Source organism: Bacillus sp. CGMCC 1.16541 (assembly GCF_003184905.1).
Classification (GTDB): Bacteria; Bacillota; Bacilli; order Bacillales; family Bacillaceae_H; genus Priestia.
This window is the reverse complement of record NZ_QFRU01000010.1, coordinates 111,772-129,246: the sequence shown is the minus strand read 5'-3', so window position 1 is coordinate 129,246 and position 17,475 is coordinate 111,772. Positions and strand designations below refer to the sequence as shown.

Here is a 17,475-nt window from a genome sequence, read left to right as displayed (position 1 = left end):
CATACCCTCTTGTTTTATGTTATAGAAAAAATATGGTTATTCAGAAGCTCCAATGTCTCTCAAAGCTGAACAGTCGCCTTCGCTTTTCTTTTCTGTCCAGCTATGGCTCCTACCTTTTCGGCCATTTCACTTCTGGAGCTGAAACTAAACTGCAGTTTCTTCTCCAGAAGCTCCAATGTCTCTCAAAGCTGAACAGTCGCCTTCGCTTTTCTTTTTTCCAACAGGCCGCTTCCCATTAGTACTCCTGCTACGATGAGGAGGAAGGCTAGGAGTTGTTGGGGTTGGATGGCTTCGTTTAGGAAGATGGCTGAGCTTAGGAGGGCAAAGAACGGGTTGAGATTGCCGAAGATGGCTGCTTCTGCTGCTCCAATATGTTGGACGGCTTGGTTGTACATCATATGACCAAATGCTGTGGCAATCAGTGCAGAACCGAAAAATACTGCCCATACTCCTATGCTTCCTTGTGTCATCGTTTGTAAGCCTTGTGGTTCGATGATTAAACTCATCACAAATAAGAAACAAGCACCTGTTACGAGCATCCATCCAGTCATCAGTCTTGCATCTAACGTTGTAGCTGCTTTTTTAATAAATACATAGCTGACTGCTTGTGTGACAAGTGATAAAAAGACAAACAGATCTCCAATCGCTCCTGTCGTCACTCCACCACTACGGGTTAAAACGATAAACACAACACCCGCAAATCCAAAGAGAACACCTACAAACCGAAGAAATGTTAACCTTGTGCCTAAAAATAACACAGCACAAATCGTTGTTAAAATCGGTGCCATTCCTAAAATTAATCCACCGTTTGATGCGCTGGTTTGTTTTAAACCTAAAGATAAAAAAATATGATGACCTACGACATTTAACAAACCAACAAGCGTAATAAACACGAATTCTTTCTTAGAAAGACGACGTGCTTGTTTCGTTGCATATAAAAAAGCCAAAACAAATAAACCTGCGATAAATACACGAATGGCTGTCATCGTTACCGGTGCAAAGTTGGTCACAAGCACTTTTAAAGCAACGACATTCATTCCCCATCCGAGCATAACAAGCACAAGTATCACGTATACTTTATATTTTTCCATGCTCCTATCTCCTATCAAATCTCTCTGTTTAAACGGTTCACTTCACGTTTCACCTTATTGTACTCCTAATTTATATGAATATCTAGATTTTCTATAACCTAAATAAATTTCTCTCGAAGTGTGTGTGAAATTTATTTAGGTTCCAGATTTTTTTGAACATCGATGCAAAGTAATGTTGATTTACGAATTTGTTTTGTTTTGGTACACTGTTTATTCATTTCATGTAGAGGAGTTTTGATTGATGGTTCAAGTTAGGTTGTTGGGAAGTCGTGAGGAAATCGATGAGATGGTGAAGAGTTTTGAAAAGACGTATGATATTGCACATAAAAGTGAAGAGTACACGCGAAGCAATAATCCAAAATATCAAAACCGCAAAGATGTACGTGTGTATCTTGAGATGAGTGTCAAAAAATAATTATTTCCTAGACAATATTCCACATAAAAAGCGCTGATCTTACAAAATTATGTAAAATCAGCGCTTTATGAACTAGTGAGACATCATCATAAAGTTAATAATAAATGCCGCTGTAATAAAATACATCATCCAATGTACTTCTTTTCGTCTACCTGTAAGGACCTTTAATAATGTATAAGAAATAAATCCAAATGCAAGCCCTTCTGCGATACTAAACGTAAGAGGCATCATGATGATGGTCAAAAACGCTGGGACAAACTCAGTAAAATCATCAAAGTTAACGTTTTTAATGTCACTCAACATCAGTGAGCCAATAATAATGAGTGCTGGTGCTGTCGCAACAGACGGAATAAATTGAATGAGCGGGGCAAAAAACAACGTTAACACAAACAACATCGCAACCGTGAATGCTTTTAAACCTGTTCGTCCACCTTCTGCAATCCCTGTTGCATTTTCAATGTATGTGTTTAATGCTGTACTACCAAACACAGCACTTGCCATTGTCCCAACTGAATCAGCCGTTAACGCGCGATTAATGTTTGGAATTTTGCCATTTTCATCTGTTAAGTTTGCTTTTTTCGATAGTCCAATTAATGTTGCAAGTGTATCGAATAACTCAACAATCGTAAACGAGAACACAACGGAAAACACACCGTATGCGATGGCTCCTTTAAGATCCATCTGCATAAATGTTTCTGCAATGCTTGGCGGCTTAATAGAAAACACATCACTAATCCCTGTCGGTGTTGCTTGAAAACCAACTACCATTGCTGCAGCTGTTGTTACTAAAATACTGACAATAAGAGCACCTTTTATACGCTTGGCCATTAACACTGCTGCTAAAATCAATCCAAACAAGGCTAATAGTGGTCCTTTTGCTGTTACATTTCCGAGCCCAACATACGTTGATTCATTCAACACAACAAGTTCGGCATTCTTCAATCCAATAAATGCTACGAAAAGACCAATTCCCACCGCAATTGATGCTTTTAACACATTAGGGATGGCCTCTACAATTTTCTCACGTATCCCTGTGACGGTGAGTAAAAAGAAGAGAATTCCTGAGATAAATACCGCTCCAAGGGCCGTTTGCCATGACAAACCTTGTCCTAATACAACCGAATAAGCAAAAAAGGCATTCAATCCCATTCCAGGACCGGTAACAATGGGAAAGTTTGCCCAAAGCGCCATGATTAATGTACTAAATACAATCGCATAAATTGTCGCTGCTAACGCTGCATCTCTTGGAATACCCGCATCCGATAGAATAAGCGGATTAACGATAATGATGTAACTCACTGTCATAAAGGTCGTCAACCCTGCAAGTATTTCACGCTTCGCTGTTGTGTCGCGTTCCGACAACTTAAATAAACGTTCTAACAATCCTTTTCGTTCCAAACATACGCGCCTCCTCATCTTTTTCAAAACAAAAAAGCCTACTCTTAAAATGTCCGAAAACGACATTTTCACTAGTAGTACTTCACGTCATTAAGTCAAATCTTTTGTCCTATTATAGTCCTAATTAAGAAAGATGCAAGATGGAAAACGATATCATTCAAAAGTCTTTATGTTCTTAATATTTTGCTTTTACAAAAAAGACCTAGCTAGGTTACTAGCTAGGTGTGGATTTACAATGAAATCCCAGATACCTTTTTTAGAGGTTATACGAAATCGCAGGAGAATAATGTGATCTTGATTACATCTTATGCGAGTTTGGGTGTAGGCGCTACAAATGTGTAAGCACTTCTAACAAACTTTTTTAATTTTCTGTTTTCAAACGTCACATTTCCTCACATTTCCTCACATTTCCTCACATTTTTCTCTTAATACGCATCTACTTTTACATCGTCATTGACAACTACCGTTGCTTCCGTTGCCTTTAAGACGTCATCGATTGTATAGCCTGTTGCAACTTCTACTAGTCGTAGTCCGTCACCTGTAACGTCTAGTACAGCCATATCTGTAATGATACGATTTACAACTGCTTTACCTGTTAAAGGAAGCGAACATGTTTTTAAAATTTTTGATTCACCATTTTTATTCACATGATCCATGATGACAATGATTTTACGTGCACCGTGAACAAGATCCATCGCACCGCCCATTCCTTTAATCATTTTTCCAGGAATCATCCAGTTTGCCAAATCCCCCTGTTCCGATACTTCCATTCCACCTAAAATCGCAATATCAATATGACCACCGCGAATCATCCCAAATGACTCTGCACTACTAAAATAAGCAGCGCCTGCAATAGCAGATACTGTTTCTTTTCCTGCATTAATTAAATCGGGATCCACTTCTTCTTTTGTCGGATAAGGGCCGATACCAAGAAGACCATTCTCTGACTGCAAGACGACTTGTTTGTTCTCACTAATATAGTTCGCCACAAGTGTCGGAATCCCGATTCCTAAATTGACATAAAAGCCACTTTCAATTTCTTTCTCTGCTCGTTTTGCAATTTTCTCACGCACAAGTTCTTTGCCTTTGATTTGTACCGCCATTTATCTCACCCCTACTTCTTCTTGAATGGTCAATCGTTCAATTCGTTTTTGCTGCTGCCCCACAACTAAACACTGCACATACACACTTGGCGTATGAACTTGTTGCGGGTCAAGAGCGCCCGTTTCAACAATCTGTTCCACTTCTGCAATCGTCACACTGCCCGCCGCTGCCATCATTGGATTAAAGTTTTGTGCCGTTTTATTGTAAATGAGATTACCCATCTCATCGCCTACCGCTGCTCTTACTAAACTAAAATCAGCTTTTAATGCATGCTCTAACACATATTCCTTCCCGTTGAACACACGCACTTCTTTTCCTTCTGCTACCGGTGTTCCGACTCCTGCAGGTGTATAAAACGCTGGAATCCCTGCACCACCAGCACGAATTCTTTCAGCTAATGTTCCTTGAGGGACAAGTTCGACTTCTAATTCCCCTTGCAGCACTTGACGTTCAAATTCTTTGTTTTCTCCCACATAGGAACTAATCATTTTTTTGATTTGACGATTTTTCAGCAATAGGCCTAATCCCCAGTCATCGACCCCACAGTTATTTGAAATGACCGTTAACTCTTTTACCCCTGTTTCAGCCAGTGCGACAATTAAGTTTTCCGGAATTCCGCACAATCCAAATCCTCCTACCATAATCGTCGCACCATCATGAATTTCTTTCACTGCATCCGTAAATGATGAATAAATGGTTTTCATGAACAATCCCCTTCCCTATTTAATAAAAAGACGAGATGTTACCGCTTACAAAATCACACAACTTTTCAACCTTACCTTTTTATCATCTTGTTATGTAAGAGTTTACACACCTTTAAAATGGAAGTAAAATACATAAAAAGCATAGATACTATATCTAAAAGGCATACATGATGTTCATCAAAATAAAGCAGAGCCGAAAGAGATGTCTTCTCTCTTTCGGCTCTGCTTCTGTCTTTCGTTAACCTTTTCGTTAACACGTTCTAAGGAATCCTTGACTTCTGCTGTATCTCTCCTAAAAAAGAGCGACCTTTTGGAAAAGAATCATCCCTTATAACTCATGCAACTTGCACTTCTCATAAAAGCTTGTTTTACTAATATCGAGCAATTTAGCTGCAGCAACTTTATTGCCTTTTGTTGTTTGTAACGCTTGAACCATCGCCGTCTTTTCAACAGCTGCCATTGTCTCTTTAAGTGGCCTAATAGTCGAATGAGTTTCCTTGTTATGCGCCACATGCTGCTCTTCGTCGCGCAGGTACAACGGCAAGTGAGTCAAAGAAATTACTTGTTGATCTAGCACATTCACCGCTCGCTCTAATACATTCTCAAGTTCTCGGATGTTACCTGGCCAAGTATGATGGTAGAATCGCTCTAACACTTCGTCAGACAGTTCAATTCCATAACGGTTAAACGTTCTCTCTAACTTCTTTAACAAAAATTCAGCAATCAACGTTATATCTTCTTTTCGCTCACGTAACGGTGGAATGTCAATCTTAATGACATTCAATCGGTAATACAAATCTTCTCGGAACGTCCCTTCTTGGACCATTTTCTCAATGTTGTGATGCGTAGCAGCAATGACTCGCACATCAATCGAAATCGGTACTTGTCCACCTACTCGTTCAATTTCCTTTTCTTGCAGAACACGTAAAAGCTTACTTTGCATTGCAAGAGGCATATCACCAATTTCATCTAGAAAAATGGTTCCTCGATGAGCAAGTTGAAACTTTCCTTTTTTGCCGCCTCTTTTTGCTCCTGTAAACGCTCCTTCTTCGTATCCGAATAATTCGGATTCAAGCAAATGCTCTGGAATGGATGCACAATTTACACGCACAAACGGAAAAGGAGCTCTCGCGCTTCTTTGATGAATCGCATGAGCAAATAGTTCCTTCCCTGTACCTGATTCACCTAATAACAACACCGAAGACTGACTCCCTGCTACACGTTCTGCTAAGTGCTTCGCTTCTACAAAAGCGTTGCTACGACCAATTAAGTCATCAAACGAATATTTACTTCCAAGCGCTCCTTCAAGTGTTGTTTTATAGTACGTTAATTCTTCAAGTAATGACTGAATCTTTCGTGCATACTCCATCCATTCTTGTCGATTACGAAATTTCACAGTTCCAACCGCGCCAACAATTTCACCATTTAAATAAATCGGATAACGATTCGCCACCATATCACTTTCATGAATGGATTGAACTGCTGCTAATTCAGCTTGCCCCGTCTTTACGACTAGGTGCATTCGTGTATTTTCAATCACATCTTGAACAGGCTTTCCTATTGCTTCTTCTTTTACTATGCCTAAAAACTCACAATAAGCCGTATTCAAATGAAGAATGACTCCATGATTATCCACAATGACAACACACTCACCGACTGCATTGATTACCTCTTCAAACCAATCATACGGAATATAATCTCTTTCCCGTTTCATGTACAGCGCTCCCTAACTCTTATATTCATAATCATAATTGATGTCATCATGATAAACTTTCAAGTATTTGTCAAGGTCATTTACCCTTTCACTCAATCATTTTCCGATATTCCGAACTATATTCACTCTATTTTTACACATTTCCGGAAAATACGACACCTACTAACGTACTCAGTAATTCGCAAGATTGAATCTATCTACATGTTGATCACAAAAAAGAAGGATGTTTCAGCAAAAAAACCACAAATCGTCATTTTTTAAAAGAGAGATGAAAAGTTGGCACGAATCTTGCATTTATTTTTAAAATAAGTGCTGCGTTTTCTCCAAGGGGAATCACACAATTTGAAAACGCTTACTTTTACTATTAGCAAAGGGGGATATTTATGGAACTTGTCATTATACTTTTATCTTTAGGTCTTTTAATGTTTGTCGCGTATCGTGGGTTTTCAGTCATCTTGTTTGCCCCAATATGCGCACTGTTTGCCGTGTTACTAACCGAGCCAAGCTTTGTCCTTCCTTTCTTTTCGAATATTTTCATGGAGAAAATGGTTGGATTCATTAAGCTCTACTTTCCTGTTTTCTTATTAGGAGCGATTTTCGGAAAAGTTGTTGAAATGTCCGGATTGGCGGAAAGCATTGCGAAAACGATTGTGCAAATTGTTGGCGCAAAGCGTGCCATTTTAGCGATCGTCATCATGGGAGCCATTTTAACGTATAGTGGTGTGAGTTTATTCGTTGTTGTCTTCGCGGTTTATCCGTTTGCGAAAAACTTATTCCGTGAAGCCAATATCCCAAAACGATTAATCCCAGGAACGATTGCTCTCGGTGCGTTTACCTTCACCATGGATGCACTTCCTGGTACACCGCAAATTCAAAATGTAATCCCGACAACATTTTTTAAAACAGATATTTACGCTGCACCCTTCCTTGGGATTATCGGTGCCATTTTTGTTTTAATACTCGGGCTTTTTTACTTAGAAACACGCCGTAAAAAAGCAGCAGCGATGGGTGAAGGATTTGATGGCTTTCATCATGAAGTAGCTGCAGCGGCAGAGGTGTTAAAAGAAGAAGAGGAAGTGGTGAAAGACCCTACTCCAAAGCCAACAACGTTGTTACGTCAACTACTCGCATTCGTTCCACTTATTCTCGTTGGTGTGACAAACAAACTTTTTACCACGCTTCTTCCTATTTGGTATCCAAATGGATTTGACTTTGCAAGCATTGGGTTAGACTCGTTTGGGAAAGTAGAACTATCGTCGGTATTAGCGATTTGGTCTGTTGAAATGGCACTCGTTGTTGGAATCATTGCGACTCTTTTGTACGACTGGAACAAAGTACGTGTGAACTTCCAAGCCGGCATTAACGCAAGCATCAGCGGTGCTTTATTAGCAGCAATGAATACAGGAGCAGAATATGGATTCGGAGGCGTGATCTCGTCTCTTCCTGGATTTGGTGCAATTAGTAAAGGCATCTCTGAAACCTTTACAAACCCACTTGTAAACGGAGCGGTGACAACGACTGCACTTGCAGGAATTACCGGATCTGCATCTGGTGGGATGGGCATTGCGTTAAGTGCGATGTCTGAAAAATACTTAGAAGCGATTGAGAAATTTAATATTCCGCCAGAAGTAATGCATCGTGTCATCTCCATGGCATCAGGTGGAATGGACACATTGCCTCACAATGGAGCCGTCATTACATTACTAGCTGTAACGGGCTTAACGCATCGTCAAGCATATCGTGATATCTTTGCCATCACGATCATTAAAACGCTAGCGGTCTTCTTTATTATTTTACTTTATACATTTACAGGTATCGTGTAAAACGAAAAAGGACAAACGTCTCCCCTTGGGGTGTTTGTCCTTTTTCGTTAAATGTGAATGGCTCGTTTTCAGTCGAATGAAGCGAGTTTGATCTCTTTTACTCACCTTCTAGAAAAAACGTTATTTCTTATTTACATAGTCAAGTGCACGGCTAATCAAAACAGTAAATTGCGCGCGATTTAGCGTGTCGTTTGGTGTGAAGCGATTGTTCACACGACCTGTTGTTAGACCGTTCGATGACAATAAATCAATGGTAGAAGCTTTGTTTCTCTCTTGTGGTGGATTGTGTGCTGGCGCTGAGGTCTTCATTGCCTGTCAAAACACGATTAAAAACAGCCCCGATGAAAAAACGGAACCCATGATTGTGAATTCATTTCTTCTTTACGAACCGCTTCATTCTCGGTATATTGATGAAGCAATCGTTACTTTACATGAAAGGAATTTACTCATGACAAACCTACATCACAAGCCACGCCTTCATCACATCGATCGACTACGCGGCTTTTCATTGTTTGGTATTTTAGCAGCCAACTTATTGATTTTTCAGTACGGATTATTCGGAAAAGAAGACATGACCTACCCACTCGGTTTCATAGATCGTCTAACAGGTATGTTCATTGGCTTATTCATTGAAGGGAGCTTTTATCCAATTTTCGCTTTTTTATTTGGATTTAGTTTGATTTTGTTAAAAGACGCTGTTGACTCTAAGCAGACGCACCGCTTTAGGTGGGTTTTCCTGCGACGGATGAGTTTACTGTTGCTTTTTGGGATTGTTCATACGTTTTTAGTGTGGGATGGGGACATTTTATTTTCTTATGCCATTTGTGGATTTACCCTTCTCCTTTTTTACAATCGTCATCCCATCATTCTCATCACAACGTCCCTTCTGCTTTTTAGCTGGACTATTCTTTTAACGACGAATGATGCTGCACCAGCGATGCTTCATCCAACTGCTGACTATGTCACACAAGAAAATAGGATTCTATCATCTGGGACATATGAAGAGATTGTCACGCTTCGACTTGAAGGACAACCGTTTGAACAAAACGATGAGCACATGGGACTTTTCTTTGGAATTGGTACCTTACCATTGATTTCTCTTTTCTTATTTGGAATGTACGTCGCCAAAAAGCGTTGGATTCATCATCTAGAACGCTATCAAGAAAAACTCATTCCTCTTTTTATCGGAACGTTTCTAGGGGGACTGGTCGTAAAAAGTGTTCCCTTTATAACCAAGGATGAGAGATGGATTTTACTTCAAGACGTTGTAGGAGGACCACTCGTTGCGGCAGGTTATGTATTTCTTTTTTTATGGCTAAGCAGCTCACAAAAAGCTGAAAAGTGGCTACACCCTTTTGCCGCAGTTGGTCAATTATCGCTCACAAACTATTTAACTCAATCTCTCGTTTTCACAACGATTTTCTATGGATATGGACTTGGCTTATTCGGACAACTCGGCCCCTTTATCGGCTTCATTTTGACAATCTTATTTTTCGCACTTCAACTAGCTGCGAGTAACTGGTGGCTCAACTACTTCACGACAGGACCGGTTGAATGGTTATGGCGTGTTGTAACGTATTTACGCTTTCCGACATGGGTCCGTAAAAAATAAAAGGGTTTACAAATTCATAGAACTGATTTATATTACATACTAATAAAACAACTGCATATCGTTTCGTACACTAGGGGTGCTCATTATGGGCTGAGATGTGAACAACCGTTCCGATCCCTTATAACCCGATCTAGATAATACTAGCGTGGGGAAGTGTAGTGAGTATATCTACGTCGTTTGAATTTTCTTTTTACATACTTAGATATCATTCAACTGCATCTTCCTATGGGGTGCAGTTTTTTTATTACCTTTTATAAAATCAGTTACAAACAGGAGGAATAGGAAATGACAAACCATGTATGTGGAACAAGTAGAATCGTAGGATGCCGCTTTAATTTAGGTGTCATGAGTGATGACTTTGTGAACGTGATCTTATCAGCGATTGAAGAAACAGATACGTCAAAAGTGTGGAAGCAAACCGATGATGTGAGTACGTGTATTCGTGGTCGTGAATCACACGTCTTTGATGTCGTCAAAGCGATTTACGTGGCCGCTGCTAAAACAGGAAAGCATGTTGTATTAAACGGTACGTTCTCGATTGGTTGCCCAGGTGATTCAGAAGGTGATGTGTATATGACAGAAGATGACGTTGTGTTAAATGAAGCAAGAGCACAGGATACAAAGCTTGATGTGTCCACTCAATTCGCGCTTTATCCAATGAACACGCCTACTTATATGGACGTAATTGCTGCTCAAGTAAACGTCGCAAAAGAACATGGAACGCTGACAGGTGGTGTTCATTATGCAACACGCTTAGACGGAGACGTTCACCAAGTGTTTGAAACATTACAAGATTCCTTCCATAACGCACAAAACAGTGCAAGCCATGTTGTCATGACAGTGAATGTATCCGCAAATAGCCCGTCTAAGAAAGCACAGTAAAAGGAGGATAACTGAATGTTAGAAAAGTGGAAGTTTCGAGAAATTGTTGTGTTATCTGCCCTGTCTGTCGTCTTTGCCGTTGTCTATCTATTGTTTCTTCAATTCGGAAACGTCTTGTTTGGCTTATTCGGGCTACTAGGCTATGAATTTATTTTTGGGATTTGGTTTATTGTTTCTATCATTGCAGCGTACATTATCCGCAAGCCAGGCGCTGCCTTTTTATCTGAAACCATTGCCGCAACCATTGAAGTACTCATCGGAAACGCCGTAGGTCCTCGTCTGATTTTATCAGGGATGATTCAAGGGTTGGGGGCTGAAGCTGTGTTCGCTGCTACACGTTATCGCTCCTACAACACATGGGTATTAGTGGCAGCTGGTATGGGCTCGTCTGTCACAAGTTTCATTTGGGGATATTTTGTCTCTGGTTACAGTGCTCTTGCTCCTGAGTATGTGACCACGATGTTTATTGTTCGCTTACTTAGCGGAGCTCTTTTAGCTGGACTGCTTGGAAAATGGCTCAGCGACGGACTCGCGCAAACAGGTGCATTAAACAGCTTCCCGTTAGGAAAAGAAGTGAAACGGAGAAAGAAACATGACATCGCTTCCTAACGAACTCGCGTCTGTCGATCACATCACGTTTCATTATGAAGATGAAGAAGCACCTGTTTTACAAAACACGACGTTTTCCATTTCACGCGAAGACGTTGCGTTATTGCTTGGTCCGAGTGGAGCTGGAAAAAGCACACTCACCTTTTGTATAAACGGGTTATACCCGGCAGCTGTCGATGGGCAGCTGTCGGGAACAGTTTCCATTCACGGAAAGCTTGTGACACAGTACAAAGCAGGAGAAGTCAGTCAAATGGTCGGAGCGATGTTTCAAGATCCTGACAGTCAGTTTTGTATGCTAACGGTTGAAGACGAAATTGCATTCGGTCTTGAAAACATTCATACTCCACCTCGTGAAATCGAAGCAAAAATTGATGAGGTTCTTCAATTCGTTCACTTAACGGACTATAAATACGCAGCGATTCAAACATTATCAGGTGGACAAAAGCAAAAGCTCGCACTTGCGTGTATTCTTGCAATGCAGCCCGACTTACTCATTTTAGATGAACCGACAGCAAACCTTGATCCAAAAGCAACGACTGAGCTCGTAACCCTTATTCAACAATTGCAAAAAAAGCATGGATTTGCGCTGTTCATTATTGAACATAAACTCGATGATTGGATGGCATTTGTGAACCGCTGCCTCGTTCTGACTAGCAAAGGTACGGTGCTTTTCGACGGAGATCCCCGTATCTGTTTTACGACGTATGCAGACGCTTTACGAATGGAAGGCATTTGGCTACCAAAAACGTGTGAAGCAGCGAAGCTGTTACAAGCACAAGGATTGTATACACCAGTTTCACTGCCATTACAACTCGATGAACTATGTGAAGGTATAGTACAAACAGAACACGCCATTGAAGCTATTACAATCGAACCGATGAAACACGCATCGATAAATGTAGTGCTAACCGTGAATGATTTACATTTCCACCGACAAAAAACATCGATTCTACACAACGTAAACGTCACCTTATTTGAACGTGAAATCGTCGCACTTGTTGGTGAAAACGGAGCAGGGAAAACAACATTTTCTAAACTGATAAGCGGCTTACTCTCTCCTTCTTCTGGCGACGTAGTCGTCGAAGGACGACCAATCGAAAAGTGGCCAGAACTCGAGCTCCGTAAAAAAATTGGATACGTGTTTCAAAATCCAGAACATCAATTTATCACTGACTCTGTGTACGACGAAGTGGCATTTGGATTGCGCATGCAAGGATTGAGTGAAGTAACCATTCAACATTCAGTCACCACAACGTTGCAACAAGTGGGGTTACTGCATGCTCAGCATCAACATCCATTTGCTCTTAGTCAAGGACAAAAGCGTAGATTAAGTGTAGCCACGATGATCATTGATGAACAGAAGCTGCTGATTTTAGATGAACCAACGTTTGGCCAAGACGCTAATACTTCACACGCGTTAATGCAGTTATTCACAGAGCGTGTACAAAACCGGTCTTCCATTTTTATGATTACTCATGATATGAACCTTGTGAATCAGTACGCTCATCGCGTCATCGTCTTACATGAAGGAACGGTTGCTTTTACAGGAACACCGAACGAATTGTGGCAACAACACGACTTATTGCATCGCGCTCATCTACAATTACCTTTTTATGAAACATTGAAGCAGCGATTAAAGGAGAATGATCATGCAGTTAGAGTCTATTAATCCAAGCATAAAAGCCGGAACCGTTGTTTTATGTGTCTTGTTGATTTCACTCTTTTTTGATCCAATAACTCCCCTTTTCTTTTTCATTTGGACAGTCGCTGTTACATTTTTATTTGCAAACCTATCGCTTAAAAAGTGGCTGCTGTTTTTCAGTCCTTTTTTACTCGTTGCGCTCGGTTATGTATGGACAACGCTTTTATTTCCGAATATGAGTGATGTAAAACATAGCACGGTCTTTTTTGAATGGGGATTTTTATCGTTTACGTATGAAGGGCTACACAAAGGGCTCGGGCTAGCGCTTCGTGTGTTAAGCTTTGCGGCTTTGTCGTTATTATTTATTTTCACAACATGCAAAACACAATTCATGCTCAGTTTAATGCAACAATGTAAAATGCCACCGAAACTCGCATACGGCATTTTAGCAGGCTATCGCTTTTTACCGCTTATGAAAGATGAATTGCAAACGATTCAAAATGCACAGCGCATTCGCGGAGTCGGGCGCGTACGATCTCTTCGAGGAAAAGCACAGCAACTAAAGCGTTATGTCATCCCTCTTCTTGCAAGCGCCATTCGAAAAGCTGAGCGAACCGCGCTTGCAATGGAGTCAAAAGGATTCACAGGTGACAAAAATCGAACGTTTTATCGGAATCTAACCATTTCCTCAACAGACTGGTTATTTGTCGGAGTGATGTTAGTAGGCATCGCATTGAGTGCCTTCCTGTCACTTCAAATGGGGACATTGATTTTTTTATAATGAACGTCAAAACGGATACTCAGCGTTTCGATCACTTTGAGCATCCGTTTTGTTTTTTAACACTTACTCGTTTCCATTAATCATTGTAAAGGGTGTTTCTGTTCCATTGACAAAAAGGTGAATCGTCTCATATATGTGATTGTCATGAATTTTATAGAGTGCTTGATGGGTCAACGAATCATTTGAATAGTCATCTGTTTCATCTTCTGTAACGAAAAGGTTTAATGTATCGTTTTCTGCCTTTACTTTTACATCAGTAAAATGAATCGCTTTTTCCCCTTGCACAACATTTCCACCGTTCAAAAACAAATACATCGTCTTTTTTCCATCTAAGTATAAATAAGGACCATTTTCATGTTTTACAAACTCCATAAACTCTTGAACAGATGCATTTGCTTTTGTCATTTCCACTTCTGAATACGTAAGCTGCGACTGACAACCTATCAATCCAACAAGGAAAAAGACCCCTATCATAATACGCTTCATACCATCCCACCTTCACCTCCACTATACCAAATTCATACAAAAAATCGCAGGCTTTTCTGCACCTGCGATTGCTTACCTATTGCACCGGCATCCAATTCACTTTCCACACGCCGTCTTGTTTGGTTAAGCCGAATCCAAGACCAATTTCTTCGTCGAGCGAGATGTATGCACGATCATCGGATACCATCACTTCTTCAAATGAATAAATGCCTCTGTTTTCAATTTCATCTAAAATGTTCATCGTGTTTTGTTTGTATTCCATGTACTCTTTTTTAAAGACTTCATAAGACGGTGTTCCTGCATCTTCTCCCTTAGCGAAAAGAGCGTACATCGTTTCATAATCATCTTCTTTCACCGCAGCCCAGTAAAGTAAAAACACATCATACGGCGCAAGCTCTTCTAATTGCTCGTCGCTTTTTTCTTTTTGATAGTCATAAAACTGGTCCACTTTGTCATCCTTCTCTAATAACTGAGCAGCTTGAGGTGCAGCCGCACTGACTTCTTTCACTTCTTCTTTTTGTGTACAAGCCGTTAACATCATAACGGATAAACCAAGTGCAACTGCAACCTTCATTCTGATCATGTCTCCCATTCCCTTCGTTTTTTCTTCTACTTAGTAAGACGAACCAAGTCGTGAAAAGTTTCATTTTTCCACAAAACTCTTGTTACTTTTTTATACCATTCTCTCTCTCCTTCTAAACGTAAAAAATCTAGGCACTCTGTATAAGCACCTAGATTTTTTACACACCACGACGCGCAAAGTCGACAAACCGAAATTTATCTAAACGGTGACGCGATTCCGTATATTGAAACAAACTTGCATCGTCTAAATAGACATAGTTTCGCACGACGACAATGTGTTCATATTCTTTTAAATCTAAATAGCGCCTGTCATCTTCTGTTAGTTCATCCACCGAAATTTCTTTTTTCGCAAAACTAATTTTTAAGCCTACTTCTTTTTCTAAATACTCGTAAATAGAACCTCGACAAATGTCTTCCGTTAGATGAGGCACGAACTTCTTATGAAAGAAATCTTTATCTAAAATAATGCGCTCCCCATCAATCTCACGAGCTCGCACGACTTTCCACACCGTATCTTTACTCGTCACATGAAGTTGTGCGCGTAACTCTTCATCCGGTTTCACAAGCTCAAATTCTTCCACCACTGTCTTTGATTCGTGGCCAAGTTTTTCCGCTACTTCTTTAAAGCTCACAAGCCCTGAAATCGGAAAATCAAACCTCGACACATCAAGCACAAACGAACCTTTTCCTTTCATTTTCTGGATGTATCCATTTTGTGACAGCAGGTTTAATGCTTTTCGAATGGTTTCACGAGACGTTTCATAGTGCTCCACAAGCTCATTTTCAGAAGGTAGTTTTGTGTTCGGACGAAGCTGACCGCTTTGAATATTTGCGACAATGTCTTCATAGATCGTCATAAATTTATTTTCTCTCACGTTTATCACCTTCTTTATTGTACAAAAAGAGCGATGGCTTGCACAACCACCGCTTCTTCCTATCTTATTTCGTTAAATGATACACTATCGACTCATACGGTCTTAATGTGATTTTCTTTACATCTGCCGGCGAATCGTCATAGTTAGAAAGTAAGATGTTACTGTTGTAGCCTTCAATTTCTACGTTTGCTGGCAACTCGAATGTTGTTTCTTTTCCGTAGAAGTTGTTCACCACAAGTAACTTCTCGCCAACACCGTTACGAACATACGCAAAGATTTCTTCATCATCCGCTAAAAGTAACTCATAATCACCATCTGTAATAATGTCGTATTCTTTACGAAGCTTAATTAATTGTTGATAATGATAAAACACTGAGTTTTGATCGTTGAGTGCGTTCTCCACGTTAATTTGTTTGTAGTTCGCTGCTGGATAAATCCACGGTGTTCCTTTTGTAAACCCAGCGTTGTCGCTATCGTCCCACTGAACAGGCGTACGGGAGTTATCACGCGATTTACTTTTTAAAATCTCAATGATGTCACGATCACTCATACCTTCTTTACGCTTAATGTCGTAAATGTTTAACGATTCAACATCGCGGTATTCATCAATTGAGTCAAACTTCGGATTCGTCATTCCGATTTCTTCTCCTTGATAAATATAAGGCGTTCCTTGCATCATGTGAACCGTTGTCGCAAGCATTTTCGCTGATTCATTGTGATACGTACCATCATCTCCGTAACGAGAAACGACGCGCGGTTGGTCATGGTTACACCAGAACAAGGCATTCCAGCCGCCACCTTTGTTCATACCTACTTGCCACGTTGATAAAATGTCTTTTAATTTAATGAAATCAAAATCAGCTAATGCCCACTTTTCACCGTTTGGATAATCCACTTTTAAATGATGGAAGTTAAACGTCATGCTTAATTCATTGCGTTCTGGGTGTGTATATTTCACACAATGATCAAGCGTTGTTGATGACATTTCTCCAACCGTCATCACATCATACTTCGAAAATACTTCTTGGTTCATTTCATGCATAAATTCATGAACACGTGGACCATCTGTGTAAAATTTACGACCATCTCCAGGTGCAACCGAACCATCATCATCTAAGAAACGTTGATCTTTCGAGATTAAGTTGATGACATCTAAGCGGAAACCATCCACACCTTTTTTAAACCAGAAATGCATCATGTCATACACACTTTTACGCACTTCTTCATTTTCCCAGTTTAAATCTGCTTGTGTCACGTCAAATAAATGCAAGTAGTATTGACCTGTTTGTTCATCGTATTTCCACGCGTTTCCACCAAACTTTGACTCCCAGTTTGTTGGCTCACTTCCATCTTCTTTTCCGTCTTTCCAAATGTAAAAATCACGATAGTCGCTGTCTTTTGATTGTGCTGATTTTTTGAACCATTCATGCTCAGTTGACGTATGGTTCACAACGATGTCCATAATGACTTTAATGTCGCGTTTATGTGCTTCCTCTAACAAACGATCAAAGTCTTCCATCGTCCCGTATTCTTCGTGAATGTTAAAGTAATCGCTAATATCATACCCATTATCACGTTGAGGTGATTTGTAAATAGGTGTTAACCATACAACATCTACACCTAGCTCTTTTAAATAATCAAGCTTTGAAATAATACCTTGTAAATCTCCGACACCATTCCCGTTTGTGTCATAAAAGCTTTTCGGATAAATTTGATACACAACTGATTTCTTCCACCAAGGTTGTTTCATTTTAAGC

At 40.1% G+C, this 17,475-nt stretch carries 17 protein-coding genes and 1 riboswitch; of the genes, 7 read left to right on the top strand and 10 right to left on the bottom strand.

What is annotated here, in order from left to right:
• Positions 1-182: 182 nt before the first annotated feature.
• Positions 183-1,091 carry a DMT family transporter gene (locus tag DIS06_RS11855; RefSeq protein WP_110113488.1) on the bottom strand — a complete coding sequence of 303 codons (909 nt, stop codon included), beginning with the start codon at positions 1,089-1,091 and terminating at the stop codon, positions 183-185.
• A 241-nt stretch (positions 1,092-1,332) separates the two neighbouring features.
• Here DIS06_RS11855 and DIS06_RS11850 point away from each other — a divergent pair, with 241 nt between their 5' ends.
• Entirely contained in the window at positions 1,333-1,506 is a 174-nt protein-coding gene (locus DIS06_RS11850; RefSeq protein ID WP_110113487.1) for a YvzF family protein, read from the top strand.
• Between the two features lie 72 nt (positions 1,507-1,578).
• Here DIS06_RS11850 and DIS06_RS11845 read toward each other — a convergent pair whose 3' ends face one another.
• The 4 genes from DIS06_RS11845 to DIS06_RS11830 all read right to left on the bottom strand — a co-directional run bounded on the left by DIS06_RS11845 (position 1,579) and on the right by DIS06_RS11830 (position 6,426).
• Complete coding sequence (locus DIS06_RS11845; RefSeq protein ID WP_110113486.1) at positions 1,579-2,904, bottom strand: NCS2 family permease; 1,326 nt, start codon at positions 2,902-2,904, stop codon at positions 1,579-1,581.
• Positions 2,905-3,329: 425 nt separating this feature from the next.
• Positions 3,330-4,007: a 3-oxoacid CoA-transferase subunit B gene (locus tag DIS06_RS11840; RefSeq protein ID WP_110113485.1), complete on the bottom strand. Its 678-nt coding sequence runs from the start codon at positions 4,005-4,007 to the stop codon at positions 3,330-3,332.
• Entirely contained in the window at positions 4,008-4,712 is a 705-nt protein-coding gene (locus DIS06_RS11835; protein WP_110113484.1) for a CoA transferase subunit A, read from the bottom strand.
• 328 nt (positions 4,713-5,040) lie between these two features.
• Positions 5,041-6,426: a sigma-54 interaction domain-containing protein gene (locus DIS06_RS11830; protein WP_110113483.1), complete on the bottom strand. Its 1,386-nt coding sequence runs from the start codon at positions 6,424-6,426 to the stop codon at positions 5,041-5,043.
• Positions 6,427-6,809: 383 nt separating this feature from the next.
• Between DIS06_RS11830 and DIS06_RS11825 the strand changes: the two genes are divergently transcribed.
• A complete protein-coding gene (locus DIS06_RS11825; RefSeq protein WP_110113482.1) occupies positions 6,810-8,249 on the top strand; it encodes a GntP family permease in 1,440 nt (479 codons plus the stop codon).
• A 120-nt stretch (positions 8,250-8,369) separates the two neighbouring features.
• On the opposite strand, the gene DIS06_RS11820 is transcribed toward DIS06_RS11825, so the two are convergent.
• Positions 8,370-8,558, bottom strand: coding sequence for an S-layer homology domain-containing protein (locus tag DIS06_RS11820; protein WP_110113517.1), 189 nt, complete (start codon positions 8,556-8,558; stop codon positions 8,370-8,372).
• Positions 8,559-8,697: 139 nt separating this feature from the next.
• Between DIS06_RS11820 and DIS06_RS11815 the strand changes: the two genes are divergently transcribed.
• The 5 genes from DIS06_RS11815 (at position 8,698) to DIS06_RS11795 (ending at position 13,775) form a co-directional block, all read left to right on the top strand.
• The gene (locus DIS06_RS11815; RefSeq protein WP_204166791.1) at positions 8,698-9,861 is read left to right on the top strand and encodes a DUF418 domain-containing protein; all 1,164 of its coding nucleotides are present in this window, start codon (positions 8,698-8,700) and stop codon (positions 9,859-9,861) included.
• Positions 9,862-9,923: 62 nt separating this feature from the next.
• Positions 9,924-10,030, top strand: a riboswitch (TPP riboswitch).
• A gap of 116 nt (positions 10,031-10,146) precedes the next feature.
• Positions 10,147-10,743 carry a YkoF family thiamine/hydroxymethylpyrimidine-binding protein gene (locus DIS06_RS11810; RefSeq protein WP_110113480.1) on the top strand — a complete coding sequence of 199 codons (597 nt, stop codon included), beginning with the start codon at positions 10,147-10,149 and terminating at the stop codon, positions 10,741-10,743.
• Between the two features lie 15 nt (positions 10,744-10,758).
• On the top strand, positions 10,759-11,352 hold the full coding sequence (locus DIS06_RS11805) for an ECF transporter S component (RefSeq protein ID WP_110113479.1): 594 nt from the start codon (positions 10,759-10,761) through the stop codon (positions 11,350-11,352).
• Positions 11,336-13,021 carry an ABC transporter ATP-binding protein gene (locus DIS06_RS11800; protein ID WP_110113478.1) on the top strand — a complete coding sequence of 562 codons (1,686 nt, stop codon included), beginning with the start codon at positions 11,336-11,338 and terminating at the stop codon, positions 13,019-13,021. Before DIS06_RS11805 ends, DIS06_RS11800 begins: the two co-directional genes overlap by 17 nt.
• Positions 13,002-13,775, top strand: coding sequence for an energy-coupling factor transporter transmembrane component T family protein (locus DIS06_RS11795; protein ID WP_204166790.1), 774 nt, complete (start codon positions 13,002-13,004; stop codon positions 13,773-13,775). The genes DIS06_RS11800 and DIS06_RS11795 overlap by 20 nt, the downstream gene beginning before the upstream one ends.
• A gap of 63 nt (positions 13,776-13,838) precedes the next feature.
• On the opposite strand, the gene DIS06_RS11790 is transcribed toward DIS06_RS11795, so the two are convergent.
• The 4 genes from DIS06_RS11790 to treC form a co-directional block, all read right to left on the bottom strand.
• On the bottom strand, positions 13,839-14,261 hold the full coding sequence (locus tag DIS06_RS11790) for a hypothetical protein (protein WP_110113476.1): 423 nt from the start codon (positions 14,259-14,261) through the stop codon (positions 13,839-13,841).
• 76 nt (positions 14,262-14,337) lie between these two features.
• Positions 14,338-14,835 (bottom strand): hypothetical protein, encoded by a 498-nt coding sequence (locus DIS06_RS11785; RefSeq protein ID WP_110113475.1) that lies wholly within the window; start codon positions 14,833-14,835, stop codon positions 14,338-14,340.
• A 166-nt stretch (positions 14,836-15,001) separates the two neighbouring features.
• A complete protein-coding gene (gene treR / locus DIS06_RS11780; protein ID WP_110113474.1) occupies positions 15,002-15,718 on the bottom strand; it encodes a trehalose operon repressor in 717 nt (238 codons plus the stop codon).
• Between the two features lie 64 nt (positions 15,719-15,782).
• The gene (gene treC / locus DIS06_RS11775; protein WP_110113473.1) at positions 15,783-17,468 is read right to left on the bottom strand and encodes an alpha,alpha-phosphotrehalase; all 1,686 of its coding nucleotides are present in this window, start codon (positions 17,466-17,468) and stop codon (positions 15,783-15,785) included.
• Positions 17,469-17,475 lie beyond the last annotated feature (7 nt).